Origin of the sequence: Solwaraspora sp. WMMD792, from assembly GCF_029626105.1 — a bacterium.
In the GTDB taxonomy this organism is placed as follows: domain Bacteria; phylum Actinomycetota; class Actinomycetes; order Mycobacteriales; family Micromonosporaceae; genus Micromonospora_E.
Map to the genome: position 1 here is coordinate 2,582,001 of NZ_JARUBH010000009.1, position 14,572 is coordinate 2,596,572.

Here is a 14,572-nt window from a genome sequence, read left to right on the forward strand (position 1 = left end):
AGCAGCGACAGATCCCCGGCCACACCGGCCCATGTGCGGGACCATCCCCGCGTGCGCGGGGAGCAGGTGTTCGTCCACAACGGGCACGCGGACCTGACGGGACCATCCCCGCGTGCGCGGGGAGCAGCCGAGCGCGAACCCGACTGACCACCGGGCCGCGGGACCATCCCCGCGTGCGCGGGGAGCAGTGCACCAGGAAGAACTCTCCGGTGTGGAAGTAGGGACCATCCCCGCGTGCGCGGGGAGCAGTGAATTGCCAGCAACGGCGAGACAAGATACCCAGGACCATCCCCGCGTGCGCGGGGAGCAGGCAGGCCCAGCGCCGGGGTGATGGCGGCGGCGGGGACCATCCCCGCGTGCGCGGGGAGCAGGTGACCGTCGCGGCGCAACTCGAGTTCTCCCGGGGACCATCCCCGCGTGCGCGGGGAGCAGACTTCCTGACCTGGGCGTTTACGAGGTTACCGGCCGGTTTTCGTTCACTTTCATTCGGAGCTACTCCAGGTCCAACGAGGTGTTGCGGGGGGATGCAGGCAGGGTACCTGCCTGCATCCGCCAGCCGGTGACCTATCGGGTGGGCAGGTGGGTGGTGAAGGTGGCCCACTGGGCGGGGGCGAAGGTCAGGACCGGGCCGGTCGCGTCCTTGCTGTCCCGTACGGCGATGACGTCGGGCAGGTTCGTCGCTACTTCGACGCAGTTGCCCGAGTTGCCACTTCGGCTACTCTTCCGCCACTTCGCGTCGGTCAGGCTGTCCACTAGCGAATTCCTCCAGTATCTGACGGATGAGATCCCTTGACGCCGATTCGTCGAGGGCACGGCTCTCAAGATCCTTCCAGACCAAATCGTAGGCCCTGACTTCGTCGGCCTTGTTCAGGTAGAGCGATCCCGTCAGGGTGTCGACGTAGACCAGCGGCGGCTCAACCGGATCCGGGCTGAGTGGGGCGTTGGGAAAGGTCAGGAAACTGAACGCCGAGTTCATGCCGGCGTGAGCACCGACCGTGTACGGGATCACCTGAACCGAGACACTGTGCCGCTCGGTGACGTCAAGGAGGTGCTGAAGCTGCGCGACCATCACCTCAGGCCCGCCGACCTCCCGACGCAACACAGCCTCGTTCAGCATCACCTTCAGGTGTGGCGGGCGCGGCGAAGCCAGAAGCGCTTGCCGTTCAATACGAACCTTGACTCGGTGTGCGATCTGTTCCTCGGTGAGCAGCCCGACCGGAAGGCGGGTCACCGTCTCGGCATAAGCACGTACTTGCAACAGCCCTGGAACTGACTCCGGCTCGTACTGCCGGATCATGGCGGCGCTGTCTTCGAGGGAGACGTAGAGGCCGAACCAGGCGGGTAGGGCCGATTCGGTGTAGTCGTGCCACCAGGCACGTCTCGGGGCTTCGCGGGTCTCCCTGGTCATGGTGAGCAGGCGGTGGCGGGTCTCCGGGGATACCCGGTAGAGGGTGCACATGGCGTCGACGTCGACGTCGCGGAAGCGGATCCGCGAGTCGCCGGCCTCGATGCGCCAGATGGTGGAGGAGCCGCGTTGCAGTGCCCGAGCTGCGGCGTCCTGGCTGATGCCGGCGGACTCCCGCAAGACGGTGAGCCAGCGGCCGATGTGTCGGCGGAGCAGGGTTGTGCCGATGGAGCCGGACAAATCGCTCGCCCCCTTCATCCTCTGTGGTGAGTGTAGTCACCAACGTGGCGGACAATCAACTGACGAGCGCCTTCATAATCGTGAAGGCGCTCGGCACTGAAATGATTGACCTCGACCAGGGGTTGCCCACGACGATAAGGGCGCATCGCGCCTTGTCTTATGCATGCGGTCCAACTTAGATAACTGATGCCGGTGCTGTCCATAGTCACCCGCCGCAGTCGGAGAACCCCCCGTGACCGGCTGCGGCGGGCCCGGCGCATGCGCTCCTGCCCGCACGATTAATTGATCTTCGCTCGGGAGGAAATGGAATGTCCACCGCCCTCGCGTTCATTGCCGCCGGCTTTGTGCTCGGCATTCCGCCGGGTCTGCTGCTGTGCCGGCTGCGGCGGCGCTGGTGCCCGGCCTGCGGGCAGACGCTGCGCTGCCCCGACTGCGGCTCCCGGCAGTTCGTCACCTTCGACATCCGGCCGACGACCGGGCGGCGCTGGTCGCCCCGGGCGCGGTCGGCGACCCGGGCAGTCGGCTCGTGACCGTCGAGCATGTGGCGGCGCGGCCGTCGTGGCGGTGCCGGGTGTGCCGGGCACCGTGGCCGTGTCAGCCGGCGAAGGCGCAACTTGTCGCCGCGTACGACCGGATCGGCCTGTGCATGTACGTGGCCGAACGGTCCGCGGAGGCAGCCCTCGACCTGCCGGGGCTGACCCCGGCGGCGGCGTACGCCCGGTTCCTCGGCTGGGCGCGGGCCGCCACCCGTTCCGAACCCACTGGAGAGACCACGATGGAATCCGAGATGACCGTCCGGGACGCCGACGTCACCGACATCGCCGAACTGTCGGCGCTGCTCGCCGAGGCGTTCGTGACCAACCCGGTGGCCGGCTGGCTGATCACCGACGTGTCCAACCGGTACACCACGTTCCTGCGGCTGTTCGACGTCGAGTTGACGCACGGGCTGAGGCACGGCGTCGTGCACGTCGCCGGCAACCGCGAAGGGGTGGCCGTTTGGCAGCCGTACCCGATGCGGTTGACGACGGTGACCGACCACGAGCGGGAGGTGCTCGGTGCGGCCGGCATCTACCGGCGGCGGGTCGCGCACCTGCGAGCGGTGCGTGACGAGCACCGGGCGGCGGCGTTGCGGCTGCCGGTCGGGCCGTCGGCCGGCCTGTCCGCGCGGTCGCCGGTGGGGTCGGCCGGGCCGGCTGCCGGGCCGGCCGACGGGTCCGCGCCGGAGCCGGTGGTCGGCCACGAGCTGGTGTACCTGGCGGCGGCACCGTGGCAGCGCCGCCGCCGCATCGGCGCGGCGCTGCTCGACCACCATCAGCGCACGTTGGACGCCGCCGGGCTGGTCGGGCACACCGTCACCGACGAGGAGTACGCCCGTGACCTGCTGGCGGTGCGCGGCTGGCGCACGCCCGGCCCCCGGCACCTCTCCCCCGGCGGGCCGCCGCTGTGGTCGATGCGCCGCGACCCCGGCACCCGGCCGATTCCGCCTACAGCGGGGTACGGACGATGAAGGTGGCGTAGGAGGCGTTGGCGCCTCGGCCGATCTCGGCGAGTTTCAGGTATCTGCCGTCGTGGTGCAGGTAGCGGTCCGGGTAGTTGTAGGAACGCAGTGAGGTGTGCTGCCCGGTCAGTCCGGCGACCGGGCAGAACGTGGCGTCGGCCCGGAACAGGGCGCTGCCGTCGATCCGGTGCAGGAAGAAGCGGAAGTCCTGGTGGCGCAGGTAGTAGCCGGGGAAGTTGACCGACTCCAGGGAGATGCAGTCCGACTTGGCCAGGCCGCGACGGACCACGAACGCGGCGTCGGCCTTGCTGCGCTGGTCGACGACGTCGACGCGGCCCTCGAACTCGAAGTGGCGCACCCGCCGGCCGGGCAGGTTGACCGGCTCCAGCCCGTACGTGCCGCCGACGGTCAGGGTGAGGTGCGCGGGCGCGGTCGGTTTCGGGTCCGGCTTCGGGTCGGTGGCCGGCGGCGGTGGTGCCGGGGCGGCCGGGGTCGGCCCGCCGCCGGGTGCGCCGGTGTCGGGCGTGGCGGTGTGTACGCCGTCGCCGACCGGGCCGGCCTGGTCGGTCGGCTCGCCGGACGGCGGTACGGCCGACGGGTCGGCGGTCGCACCGGGGTCGCCGGCCGGGTCGGTGTCGGCCGGGGAGTTGCCGGGGCCGGCCCCGGTGTCGACGCCGCTCGGGGCTCCGGCGACGAACTCGCCCCGGATCGGCTCCTGCTGGGCGCCCCGGTTGGTGGCCACGGTCGCGGCGATGACAGCGGCGGTGAGCACCGCAACGGCACCGATGGCGGTGCGGCGCTGCGGGATCGCCGGGCGCTCGGCGTGGCTGACCGGTGCGGCGGGCAGGGCGTGGGCACCGGATGCTCTGCCGCCCGGTCCTTTGCTGCCCGGTCCTCTGCCGCCCGGTGCCGTCGTGCCGCCGGTTGCGGTGCCGTCGGTGACCTCGCCGTCGATCGTCGGGGAGGCCGACCAGCTGACCTGGCCGAGCCGGGCGGTGGCCTCAGTGAGTGGGCTCTCCGCCGGTGGCCTGGGCCAACGTGGGTTGGCGCGGGCCCGCCGGGACAACTCGCGGCCGGGTGCCGGCTCGCCCTCGGACGTGAGCCAGCGCCCGACGCGCAGCGGATCCTGCTGGGTGTCCTCGTCGGACATCGCGGTCCTCCCACTTTCCGGATCACAGACTGTTCCGGTTTTGTCACTGCATCGCGGCGCATACATTCTCATTTCGCCCCTGGGCTGCGCCAGTACCCGGAGCCACTGAGTTGATCTCTTTTCGGTGTTCGCCGGGTTCGTTGCCGGGGTCGGTTACCGTTACGAGGGTGACCGGTCGACTCACGGTAGCGAAGTCGATCAGGTCGGTCCCCGCAAGTGAACGGGCGACCACGATCAGTAGAGTGGGGACGTGCCTCTGTGGATCGCAGCGACGTGGGGACTGGTCGGCAGCGTAGTCGCCGAAGCGCTCAATCTCTACGCCATGATGCGCCCGACCACCGAGTCGAAGGGGCGTTGGCAGTGGCCGTGGCGCACCCCGGCGGACCAGCCCATCATCATCTTCGCCGTCACGCTGCGGGCCGTCGCGGGCACCGGCCTGGCCGCCGCTGCGGCGGCTGGTGGGGTGGCCACCACGGCGTTCGCGACGTTCGTCTTCGGCGTCGCCGCGCCGCTGTTCATCGCCCGGATGTTCGACCAGGTCCGGGTGGTGGATCCGCGCACGCCGCCACCGCCGTCGATCACGCACCGCTCTGCCGCAGACCCCGATTCACCTGTACGGGAGCCTGGCGATGAAAGCCCGTGACGGTTTCCTGTCCCGGCTGGTCGCGGCGCTGGCCGCCCGGCCGGCCGAGACCACGACGTCGGTGCCGCTGCCGGCGCGGACCAGGCTGGCGGCGGCACTCGCCGCCCGGCCGGTGGTCGGGCAGCCAATCGACCGCCCCGCCGACGATGCCGTCGTCGGCACGGCGGCCGGGGCGGTGTCCGCCGGGGACAAGCTGACCGGCCAGGTCAAGCTGGTCGTCGCGGAGCTGCTGAAGACCACCGTGGACCAGCTGCTGTTGGACTCCGACGGTGACATCGGCATCCGCGCCGGTTCGGCGATGATCCTGGTACGCGCCCAGGAGGACCCGCCGCTGGTGGAGGTCTTCTCGCCGCTGCTGACCGGGGTGCAGCCGTCCGAGGCGCTGCTGCGGCGGCTGACCGATGTGACCGTGACGATGCCGGTCGGCCGGATCTACTGCACCGGCGACACGGTGTGGGCGTCGATCCCGGTGCTCGGCGTCGACTTCCAGCCCACCCATCTGCTGCTGGCGATCCGGGCGATGCTGCGCCTGGCCGACGACCTCGACGACCGGTTGCAGCAGGAGTTCGGTGGCAGCCGGGCGGCCGGGCCGGAGTCACCGGGCCTGGAGGCGCTGCCCGACCCGACCGGATACCTGCGGGACCTGGCGGCGGCCGGTGAGTCGCCGGCCGGGCGGATCCTGGTCGACCTGCTCGCCGACCGGGGCCACCTGGACCAGCTGCGGACCCTGGCGGCCAGCGGCGACTGGCATGCGGCGTCGCGGCTGGCGACTCTGCTGTACGCGCAGGGCGAGCGGGCCGAGGCGGAGCACTTCTGGCGGCTGGCGGCCGACAAGGGCGAGCCGTCGGCGCGTACCGAGTTGGCGACGGTGCTGGCCGGGCGGGGCGACGTCGACGAGGCGATCGCGTTGCTGCAGGCCGGGGTCGCCGCCGACGACTGGCACGGGGTGGGTCTGCTGGTGACCCTGCTGGCCCGGCAGGGCCGCATCGACGAGGCGGTGGCGTTGCTGCGCGACCGGGCAGGCTGAGCCCGGCCAGCTCGACGTCGAGCCGGCCGGGCGTTACCGGGCCCGCCTGCGCAGCAGCCAGCCGCCGAGCAGCAGCACGAGCAGTCCCCCGCCGCCGGCGGCGACCCCGGCAAGCAGCGGCCCGCTGCCCCGGTCGTCCGGCCCGGCGGCGGCCGTGTCGGCCGTACCGCCGTCGGTGTCGGCGGAGTCGGCCGCCTCGCCGGCGGTGCCCGGTGCCGGCAGCACCGCGCGGGCACAGTCGGCCGGGTCGGCGCTGTCGGTGCCGCCGTCGACGACCTCGAAGTAGAACTTGCCGGTGATCGCGTGCCCGTCGGCGGACGTCGCCTGGTAGGCAAGCGTGTGCACGCCGACGGTCAGCGGGTCGACTGTGGCGCACAGGGTCTTCGCGTTGACCACCACCGCCTCCCCCACCGCGACGGTGGTGTCGTCGGGGCCGGTGACAGTGATCCGCCGTTCACCGGTGCCGGCCAGCGGGCCGAACGTCAACGCGATGGTCGCCACGCCGGGGGCGACCTCGTCGCCCGGCCCGGGGGCGGCGGAGACCAGCTCGGTGTGCGCCCACGCGGGAGCGGCGAACGCGACCGCCGCCACCCCCGCGCAGGCCAGGGCCGTGGCGTGGCTCAGAAGTCGGCGCATGCCAGCCGGTTGTCCATGGCTTCCATCGGGTGGATGACCACCGACTTGGCGGCGTCGCCGACCTGCTGCTCGTTGGTGACGGTCGCGGTGCCGGTGCCGTCGGTGGCGGCGGTGAAGCCGAGGTGGACCTCGTTGGGCGGGGTTTCCGGGCCGCTCTCGTCGAACTTGAAGTGCGGTCCGCCGTTGTCGGCGGCGCACTCCTGGGCGTGCAGGTGGCCCATGTACTGTGCGCCGGGCTCCAGCCCGGTCATGGTGACGGTGACCGTCGTACCGTCGTCGGTCTGCGCCAGCCAGGCGGTCCCGGCGGCGTCGTCGGTGCCGGGTGGCCGGGTGTCGAGCAGGGCGAACGTGGCCTCCACCGCGCCGTCGATCTGGTCGGCCGGGGTGGCGGACGGGTCGTTCATCATCCCGTCCATCCCGTCCATGCCGTCGGAGTCCATGTTGTCGGACATCGCGGAGGCCGTCGCCGACGGCTCCGGGGTCGCGTCGGCGTCGGTGGTGCCGGACGAGTCGTCGCCGCAGCCGGCGAGGACGCCGACGGCGGCGAAGCCGACCACCGCGACAGCGGTACGCCAGCGGTCCGATCCGTTGATCTTCACGTGTCGTGTTCTCCCTGTTCGGATACGAGGGTGGGCCGGCCACCTGGGCGATCCGGTTGCCGGCACATGTCTGACCGTTCGGGCGGTCCGTGCGTTTTTGGGCCGTCCCTGTATTGAGTCGGACGCGGCCGCGCGGAGGTTCCCGCGAGATCGACTCCGTGGCGTGACGCCCGACTCTGCATCCGTACGTGCAGGGCGGTAGCGCTCTCCTCAGCGCTCGTGACCGGTGCCGTCATGGGCGTCCTGCGGCCCAGGCCAGGTCGCCCACTCGTCCGGGGAGTGGTGTTCCGTCCACCGCGCCCTCATGTACGGCTTCACCTGTTGGACTGGCACACGCAGGCTACGCAGGTAGTCGATAGCGCCGTCCACGATCCGGTGCCACGCCGGGCCGGTGACCTCGATGCCACTGATCACCGCGACCGATTCGGCCGCGCCGAGGCAGAAGGCACCCGAGTCCGGGCCCGCCGGGCCGATGGTGGCGGCGAGCATTTCGACGTACTTCTCCGGATCCCGCTGCAGGAAGTCGAGCATGTCCAGGTCGACGTGGAACGACCGGTAGTTGGTCGGCTGTCCAGCCAGATGCTCGCCATACTCCCGCAGGGTCCGCAGGTGCAGCCCCGGGACGGAGGAACGTCCATCGGTTCGCCACCCCGAGGTGGGTACCGCTACCGGTGGTCTGCGGACGAGTTCTGGTCGCCGACGCCGGGGGTGGTCTCGACCGCCGAGGGGTCGGACAGGTTGACCCGCTGCAGCGGAGCCGACGGGTGCGACGTACCGCTGTCGTGGCCGCCGACCTCGGCGCGGACCCGGGGCCGCGACTGCGGGTGCTGCTCCTGCACCCAGGCGACCAACTGCTCCCGGACCAGGCACCTCAGGTCCCACAAGGCGGACGAGTTGGCGGCCGACACGAGCGCGCGGGTGCGGATGTTGCCGTCGGTGGCCCCGGTCACCTGCAGCCCGCAGACCCGGCCGTCCCACAGCGGCGCGGCCGCCTCCGACTCGACGATGCGGCGCAGTTCCTGACGCATCGCCTCGACCGGCAGGCTCCAGTCGACGTCGATCTCGGCGGTGCCGAGCACCGACGACGCGGTCCGGGTCCAGTTCTGGAACGGCGTGGTGGTGAAGTAGTTCGACGGCAGGATCAGCCGGCGCTCGTCCCAGATCTTCACCACCACGTAGCCAAGGGTCATCTCCTCGATGCGGCCCCATTCGCCCTCGACGACGACCACGTCGTCGAGGCGTAGCGCGTCGCCGAAGGCGAGCTGCAGGCCGGCGAAGATGTTACCGAGGGTGCTCTGCGCGGCGAGCGCGGCGACCACGCCGACCAGGCCGGCGGAGGCCAGCACGCTGGCCCCGGCGGCGCGGGCCCCGGGGAAGGTGATCAGCATCGCGCCGACGGTGAGTACGCCGACGACGGCGAACGCGACCCGGCGGATCACGGTGATCTGGGTGTGCGCGCGGCGGGCGGCGAGATTGTCGTTGACGTCGATCGGGAAGCGGCGCAGCGCGGTGTCGGCGGCCAGCCCGAGCAGGGTGGCGACCAGCCAGCCGCCGGTGGCGATGGTGGCCAGCAGGATCACGTGCTGCACCGGCTCGTGCCAGCCGTTGGTGGTGGCGATCGGGATGGTGAAGCGGGCGGCGAGCAGCGCGGCGATGATCGCCGTCGGCCAGAAGGCGCGCCGGGAGATGTCGGTGAGCAGCGTGGAGCGGCGGCCCGCGAAGCGGAGGATGCGGTAGACGACGGTGACGGCAAGGGCCGCCGCAGCCGCCGATCCGATCACGATCGCGGCGCTGACCAGGGCGTCGGACACGTCCGACATCTCCTTCCCATCGGTTTGTCGGCAGCGGCCAGCTAATCACATCGACCGGCGCCGGCCGAGGACCGGTCGACGTCGCGCAGCGTGACCAACGGCGCGGACCAGCCACGCAGACCGGCCAGGAACGGCACGGACCGGGCCAGCACCACCCCGACCAGCCCGTCCCGGCTCGTCTGCTGGTCGTACCGGTCACCCAGCTCGGCGGCGAGCCGTGACTGCAGGCGCCGCAGCATCTGGTCGGCGTCGTCGGAGGGGGCGCCACCGGGGTTGGTGTCGCCCGGGTCGGTGGCACCACCGCCGGTGCGGGGCACCGTGCGGTCCAGGTAGCGGCGGGCGATCGTGTCCTGGGCGCGCAGCAACGTGTACGCCAGCTCTTCGGCCCGTGGCCCGAGACCACGCCAGGTGGCGCAGCGGGCGGTGAGCAGCGCGGCGACCGTCGCCTCGATGACATGTTCCAGGGCCGGTTCGAGGTCGTAGTCCGGCCGCCGCGGCCGGTAGGTGAGCGCCACCAGCGGGTACCGCCGGACGGTGTCCTCGATCGCGCGCAGGTCGGCCGCCCAGTCGGCGCAGCGCTGCCGGGTTGCGTCGACCCCTTCGGCGGTCAGGCTGCGGACGATCAGCCCGACGCCGTCGCTGCCGTGGACCTGGTCGTGCACGGCGAGCGCGAACCGGTTCCGGACCGTCAGCCCGGTGATCAGTTCGATCAGGTACGTCGCCAGCGCGGCGAACAGCGCGAAGCCGAGCGCCGCGATACACACCGCGAGGAGTTTCTGCGCCGGGGTGTCCGGGGTGAGGTCGCCGTAGCCGAGCACCGTGAGGGTGCCGGCGGAAAAGTACAGGGCGTCGGCGAAACCGGTCGGGCCGTAGCCGGCGACCCGGTGGTAGCCGTCCAGGTGCGGCCACACCACCAACGCGACGCCGAACACCAGCGGCACGATCCAGGCCAGGAAGGTGCCGGTCACCAGCACCGGCCCGGCCCAGACCAGCAGCGTACGCTCGGGCCGCCGGCGCCGGTTGGCGGCGAACGACGACAGCCGCCACACCGAGCGCCGGACCGCGCCGGCGACCGGGCCCTCCGCGTCCGGGTGCAGGATCGTCAACCAGACGTCGACCACCACCACGGCGATCAACGCGCCACCCGGTACCGCCCACAGCCACATCATGGGCGCAGGTATACCCCGTTTACCGGCTGGTCGACTGCACCACCTCGAACTCGAGCAGGCTGGCGCCGGTCGCCACCGGCGGGCGGGGACGCTCGCCGTCCCCGCCCGCGTGGGCCTGCCGGGCGGGGCCGGCCGCCCACGCCTGGTAGGCCTCCTCGCTCTCCCACCGGGTGTAGACGAAGTAGCGGCCCTCCCCCGCGACCGGGCGCAGCAGCTCGAACGCCAGGAACCCGGGCGCGTTCTCCACTGCCCCCTGGCGGGCGGCGAACCGTCGCTCCAGTTCGTCGCCGGCGCCGTCGGGGACCTCGATCGCGTTGATCTTCACGACTGCCATGTGGACAGCCTAGTCGGGGGTGGGTGCGGTCAGCCCTGGTTGGCCCAGTCGCCCAGCGACCAGTCCCGTACCTCGGGCATGTCCTCCAGGTGCTCCACCACGTACGCCTCGTGCTTGGCGAGCTGCTGCTCGCACCAGACCTTGAGGTCGGCGGCGCCGCGCGGCAGCCGCCGGGCGTTGTTGATCGCGTCCATCACCAGGTGGTAGCGCGACGCCCGGTTGCGGACCGTCATGTCGAACGGCGTGGTGGTGGTGCCCTCCTCGATGAAGCCCCGCACCCGGAACCGGTCGGCGTCCGGCCGGCCGTGCACCAGTTGGTGGATGGCACCCGGGTAGCCGTGGAAGGCGAACACCACGTCGACCGAGTCGGTGAACAGCTCGGAGAACATCGTCTCGCTCATGCCGTGCGGGTGGTCCTTGGGCCGGGGCAGCCGCATCAGGTTGACCACGTTGACCACCCGGACCTTCATGCCGGGCAGCCGCTGCCGGAGGATCTGCGCGGCGGCGACGGTCTCCATGGTGACCACGTCGCCGGCGCAGGCCAGCACGATGTCCGGCTCGGAGCTGCCGTCGTCGGTGCCGGCCCACTCCCAGATGTCCGCACCCTTGGCACAGTGCTCGACCGCCTCGTCCATGGTCAGCCACTGCAGCTGCGGCTGCTTGTCGATGACGATCAGGTTCACGTACGACTTGGACCGCAGGCAGTGGTCGGCCACCGACAGCAGGCAGTTGGCGTCCGGCGGCAGGTAGACCCGCGACACCGTGCCCCGCTGGTTGAGCACCACCTGGATGAGCCCGGGCCCCTGGTGGGAGAAGCCGTTGTGGTCGTTACGCCAGGCGGTCGAGGTCAACAGGATGTTCAGGCTCGGCACCTTGGCCCGCCACGGCAGGTGTGCCGCCTCCTGCAGCCACTTGCCGTGCTGCACGGTCTGCGAGGCGCTGACCATGGCGAACGCCTCGTAGGTGGCGAACATGCCGTACCGGCCGGTCAGGTTGTAGCCCTCCAGCCAGCCGTGGCAGTTGTGTTCGGACAGCACCTCCATCACCCGGCCGTTGCGGCTGATCGCGGTGTCGGTCGGGTACACCTGCTCCATGAACCCGCGGTCGGAGACGTCGAAGACGGCGCCGAGCCGGTTGCTGTTCGTCTCGTCCGGGCAGAACAGCCGGAACCGGTCCGGGTTGCGGGTGTAGATGTCGCGCATCAGCTCGCCGAGCTTGCGGGTCGACTCGGCGCGTAGCTGCGCCGGCTGCGGCACGTCGACGGCGTACTCCCGGAAGTCGGGCATGTCCAGGTCGCGGGTCAGCAGGCCGCCGTTGGCGTGCGGGCTGGCGCTCATCCGCAGGTCGCCGTCGGGGTTGACGCCGGTCACCGTCGCGGTCGGCGAGCCGTCGGCGTCGAACAGCTCCTCCGGCCGGTACGAGCGCAGCCAGGTCTCCAGGATCGCCAGGTGGTCGGCGTTGTCCCGGACGCCGGACAGCGGCACCTGGTGCGACCGCCAGGTGCCGGTGACGGTGATGCCGTCGACCTTCTCCGGACCGGTCCAGCCCTTCGGCGACCGCAGGATGATCATCGGCCAGCGGGGGCGGGAGCCGTCCCAGTCGCCGGAGCGGGCGGCCTCCTGGATCCTGCGGATCTTGCCCCAGGCGTCGGCGAGGGCGGCGGCGAACCGGTAGTGCATCCCGGGCAGGTCGTCGCCTTCGACCTCGATGACCTCGTACCCGTGGCCTTCCAGCAGCGAACGGACCTCGCCGCGGTCCTTACGCCCCAGCACCGTCGGCCCGGCGATCTTCGCGCCGTTGAGGTGCAGGATCGGCAGTACGGCGCCGTCGTGGGCCGGGTTGATGAACGAGACGCCCTTCCAGGAGCCTTCCAGCGGGCCGGTCTCCGCCTCGCCGTCACCGACCACGGCGATGGCCAGCAGGTCCGGGTTGTCCATCACCGCGCCGAACGCGTGCACCAGGACGTAGCCCAGCTCGCCGCCCTCGTGGATCGAGCCGGGAGTGGTGACCGAGACGTGACTGGGAATGCCACCCGGGCTGGAGAACTGCCGGAACAGCCGCAGCATGCCGGCCTCGTCCCGGGTGACGTCCGGGTAGATCTCGGTGTACGTGCCCTCCAGGTAGCCGGCGGCGACCAGCGCCGGGCCGCCGTGACCCGGGCCGGTGAGGTAGATCGTCTGCTGCCCGGTGTGCCGGATCAGCCGGGACACGTGGGCGTAGATCAGCGACAGGCCGGGGCTGGTGCCCCAGTGGCCGAGCAGTCGCGGCTTGATGTGCTCCGAGGCGAGTGGCTCGCGCAGCAGCGGGTTGCCCCGCAGGTAGATCTGCCCGACGGTCAGGTAGTTGGCGGCCCGCCACCAGGCGTCCAGCTGCGCCAGCTCGACGTCGTCAGGTGCGGCGAGGACCCGCAGCAGCCCGTCGTCCGCGCCGGCACGGCCAGCCAGGGTCGGGGTGCGCTGATCGGTCACGGCAGTCACGAGCGGATTCCTCCTCATCAGGGGTACTTCCACGACCGATCGTAGAGGGACGGCTGAGGTTTTTCGCGGCTCCAGTGCCTGTCGGGCAGGGGCACAACGACCCTTGACATGCCCTTACATGCCCCTGGCCGGGCCGTTGCTGGCCACCGCCGGCGGCCACGGTGAGCTGGAAGGCGACAGTCAGTCGATCGACGTACGGCAGTGTGATTTGTGCGTCCACAGCCAACTCGACCCGGCCCGTAGTGCCCGACACTTTTCTTGTCAGAGGAGTTTTCGAGTAGGAAGTGATCTGCAGTGCGTACCCTCTACGACACCGGGTCGGTCCATCCGTTGGACCGCTACGAGTACTACCGAACCGAAGCAACGGCCGAGGTGGCGCCGGTGGAAATCCGTGGCCGATCGTCGCTGTCCCTCACCGCCGCGATGCGGATCGCCCAGGTCGGCCGATATGAGATCGAGGCGACGAGTTGGCGGTCCGACATCGAAGGCGTGGCGCTCCGGACGCAACGGCTGATCCGGGCCAGTGATCCGGAGTCCTACCGGATCTGCGTCCTCGTCAGCGGTGAGCTCCGGGTCGAGCAGAACGGTAACCAGGGGCGGTTACGCCTACGGGACATCGCGCTCTACGACACGTCACGCCCCTGGGACGCCCGGCATGTGCCCGGGCGTACCCCCATGCGGTTGGCGATGGTGACCTTCCCCCGGGCTCTCGTGCCGGTGTCCGAGGCGGCGGTACGCCCACTCGTCGGCTCGACGCTACCGAGGCGGATGCCGGGACGCGGGCTCGTCGCGGCGTTCCTGGTCGGAATCGCCGAGGCCGCGGATCCGTCGGCGGACCCCCAGCTCGTCGACGCTCTCGGCGAATGCGTGGGCGGCATCATCCGGCAACGACTCGGCCTACGTCCCGGGATCAGCCCGGCCGTGCGCCGGATGCTGCACCGCGCCCACGTCACCGCAGTGATCCGTCGGAAACTCGCCGATCCGCATCTCGACGTGGACGGGATCGCCAGGGCCGCCAGCATTTCGCCACGCTACCTGTACAGGATCTTCGAAGACACCGGGACGACACCGATGCAGCTCGTCAAGAAACTGCGGCTGACGGGATGCCACCGCAGCCTGCGCGACCCGGAACTGTCGTCGACCGCCATCAACGAGATCGTTTCCGCGCACGGCTACTCCCGTCCTGACCAGTTCGCCCGAGACTTCAGGCAACTGTTCGGCATGTCGGCCACCGAGGTACGTCAGTCGGTCCGGGACCGGTCGGCCGGAGATCGGAATCGGTCATGACGACCGGACGAGGGCCGGTCGGAGGCGAAGGCCGACGCGGACCCGGTGACCGCGCGGACGCTGGCGGCGTTGGCAGCGTCGGAGCGAGCCAGGCGGCCCGGCCCTTGCCGCCGGTCGAGTTCCATGTCACCGTCCGGGTCGTGTTGCGCCGCCGAGGAGCCTGGCTACTGCTCGGTGTGGCGATCTGCCGGCTCGCGGACGCCCCGCTCGACGCGGTGACCGCAGTGGCCGGCACCATCCAGGTGCTCCTGTCCGGTTAGCCGCCATGCCTGCCCGGTTAGCCGCCACGCCTGCCG

Annotated in this window: 16 protein-coding genes and 1 CRISPR repeat array (1 of these 17 running past the window's edge); of the genes, 6 read left to right on the top strand and 10 right to left on the bottom strand. The window is 71.1% G+C overall.

The genetic code is table 11. The features are described from left to right. Positions 1-432: a CRISPR direct-repeat array (repeat unit 29 nt; unit sequence GGGACCATCCCCGCGTGCGCGGGGAGCAG); it begins 939 nt to the left of the window's first position. A gap of 132 nt (positions 433-564) precedes the next feature. Together O7629_RS13000 and O7629_RS13005 are read right to left on the bottom strand one after the other, a co-directional pair. After that, positions 565-753, bottom strand: a complete 189-nt coding sequence (locus O7629_RS13000; RefSeq protein ID WP_278169420.1) for a DUF397 domain-containing protein — start codon at positions 751-753, stop codon at positions 565-567. Continuing rightward, positions 716-1,663, bottom strand: a complete 948-nt coding sequence (locus O7629_RS13005; protein ID WP_278169421.1) for a helix-turn-helix transcriptional regulator — start codon at positions 1,661-1,663, stop codon at positions 716-718. Before O7629_RS13005 ends, O7629_RS13000 begins: the two co-directional genes overlap by 38 nt. Positions 1,664-1,953: 290 nt before the next feature. On the opposite strand from O7629_RS13005, the gene O7629_RS13010 reads away from it, so the two are divergent. Further along, positions 1,954-2,175, top strand: coding sequence for a hypothetical protein (locus O7629_RS13010; RefSeq protein ID WP_278169422.1), 222 nt, complete (start codon positions 1,954-1,956; stop codon positions 2,173-2,175). Next, positions 2,172-3,152, top strand: a complete 981-nt coding sequence (locus O7629_RS13015; protein WP_278169423.1) for a hypothetical protein — start codon at positions 2,172-2,174, stop codon at positions 3,150-3,152. Before O7629_RS13010 ends, O7629_RS13015 begins: the two co-directional genes overlap by 4 nt. Here the strand turns inward: O7629_RS13015 and O7629_RS13020 are convergent. Beyond that, positions 3,130-4,293 carry an AbfB domain-containing protein gene (locus tag O7629_RS13020; RefSeq protein ID WP_278169424.1) on the bottom strand — a complete coding sequence of 388 codons (1,164 nt, stop codon included), beginning with the start codon at positions 4,291-4,293 and terminating at the stop codon, positions 3,130-3,132. The genes O7629_RS13015 and O7629_RS13020 overlap by 23 nt on opposite strands. 250 nt (positions 4,294-4,543) lie before the next feature. Here O7629_RS13020 and O7629_RS13025 point away from each other — a divergent pair, with 250 nt between their 5' ends. Together O7629_RS13025 and O7629_RS13030 are read left to right on the top strand one after the other, a co-directional pair. Further along, complete coding sequence (locus tag O7629_RS13025) at positions 4,544-4,936, top strand: hypothetical protein (protein ID WP_278169425.1); 393 nt, start codon at positions 4,544-4,546, stop codon at positions 4,934-4,936. Beyond that, on the top strand, positions 4,923-5,963 hold the full coding sequence (locus tag O7629_RS13030; RefSeq protein WP_278169426.1) for a hypothetical protein: 1,041 nt from the start codon (positions 4,923-4,925) through the stop codon (positions 5,961-5,963). The genes O7629_RS13025 and O7629_RS13030 overlap by 14 nt, the downstream gene beginning before the upstream one ends. A 33-nt stretch (positions 5,964-5,996) precedes the next feature. Here O7629_RS13030 and O7629_RS13035 read toward each other — a convergent pair whose 3' ends face one another. The 7 genes from O7629_RS13035 to O7629_RS13065 all read right to left on the bottom strand — a co-directional run bounded on the left by O7629_RS13035 (position 5,997) and on the right by O7629_RS13065 (position 12,926). After that, positions 5,997-6,599, bottom strand: coding sequence for a copper resistance CopC family protein (locus O7629_RS13035; RefSeq protein WP_278169427.1), 603 nt, complete (start codon positions 6,597-6,599; stop codon positions 5,997-5,999). Next, positions 6,584-7,198: a hypothetical protein gene (locus O7629_RS13040; protein ID WP_278169428.1), complete on the bottom strand. Its 615-nt coding sequence runs from the start codon at positions 7,196-7,198 to the stop codon at positions 6,584-6,586. Before O7629_RS13040 ends, O7629_RS13035 begins: the two co-directional genes overlap by 16 nt. Before the next feature lie 210 nt (positions 7,199-7,408). Further along, positions 7,409-7,729 (bottom strand): hypothetical protein, encoded by a 321-nt coding sequence (locus O7629_RS13045; protein ID WP_278169429.1) that lies wholly within the window; start codon positions 7,727-7,729, stop codon positions 7,409-7,411. A gap of 134 nt (positions 7,730-7,863) precedes the next feature. Beyond that, positions 7,864-9,009: a mechanosensitive ion channel family protein gene (locus tag O7629_RS13050; protein WP_278169430.1), complete on the bottom strand. Its 1,146-nt coding sequence runs from the start codon at positions 9,007-9,009 to the stop codon at positions 7,864-7,866. 41 nt (positions 9,010-9,050) lie between these two features. Continuing rightward, positions 9,051-10,178 (bottom strand): potassium channel family protein, encoded by a 1,128-nt coding sequence (locus O7629_RS13055; RefSeq protein ID WP_278169431.1) that lies wholly within the window; start codon positions 10,176-10,178, stop codon positions 9,051-9,053. A gap of 19 nt (positions 10,179-10,197) precedes the next feature. Further along, positions 10,198-10,512 (bottom strand): antibiotic biosynthesis monooxygenase, encoded by a 315-nt coding sequence (locus O7629_RS13060; protein WP_278169432.1) that lies wholly within the window; start codon positions 10,510-10,512, stop codon positions 10,198-10,200. Positions 10,513-10,541: 29 nt separating this feature from the next. Next, positions 10,542-12,926: a phosphoketolase family protein gene (locus O7629_RS13065; RefSeq protein ID WP_278174515.1), complete on the bottom strand. Its 2,385-nt coding sequence runs from the start codon at positions 12,924-12,926 to the stop codon at positions 10,542-10,544. A gap of 357 nt (positions 12,927-13,283) precedes the next feature. Here O7629_RS13065 and O7629_RS13070 point away from each other — a divergent pair, with 357 nt between their 5' ends. Together O7629_RS13070 and O7629_RS13075 are read left to right on the top strand one after the other, a co-directional pair. Then, positions 13,284-14,276 carry an AraC family transcriptional regulator gene (locus tag O7629_RS13070; RefSeq protein WP_278169433.1) on the top strand — a complete coding sequence of 331 codons (993 nt, stop codon included), beginning with the start codon at positions 13,284-13,286 and terminating at the stop codon, positions 14,274-14,276. Beyond that, positions 14,273-14,536 (top strand): hypothetical protein, encoded by a 264-nt coding sequence (locus O7629_RS13075; protein WP_278169434.1) that lies wholly within the window; start codon positions 14,273-14,275, stop codon positions 14,534-14,536. The genes O7629_RS13070 and O7629_RS13075 overlap by 4 nt, the downstream gene beginning before the upstream one ends. Positions 14,537-14,572: the final 36 nt, after the last annotated feature.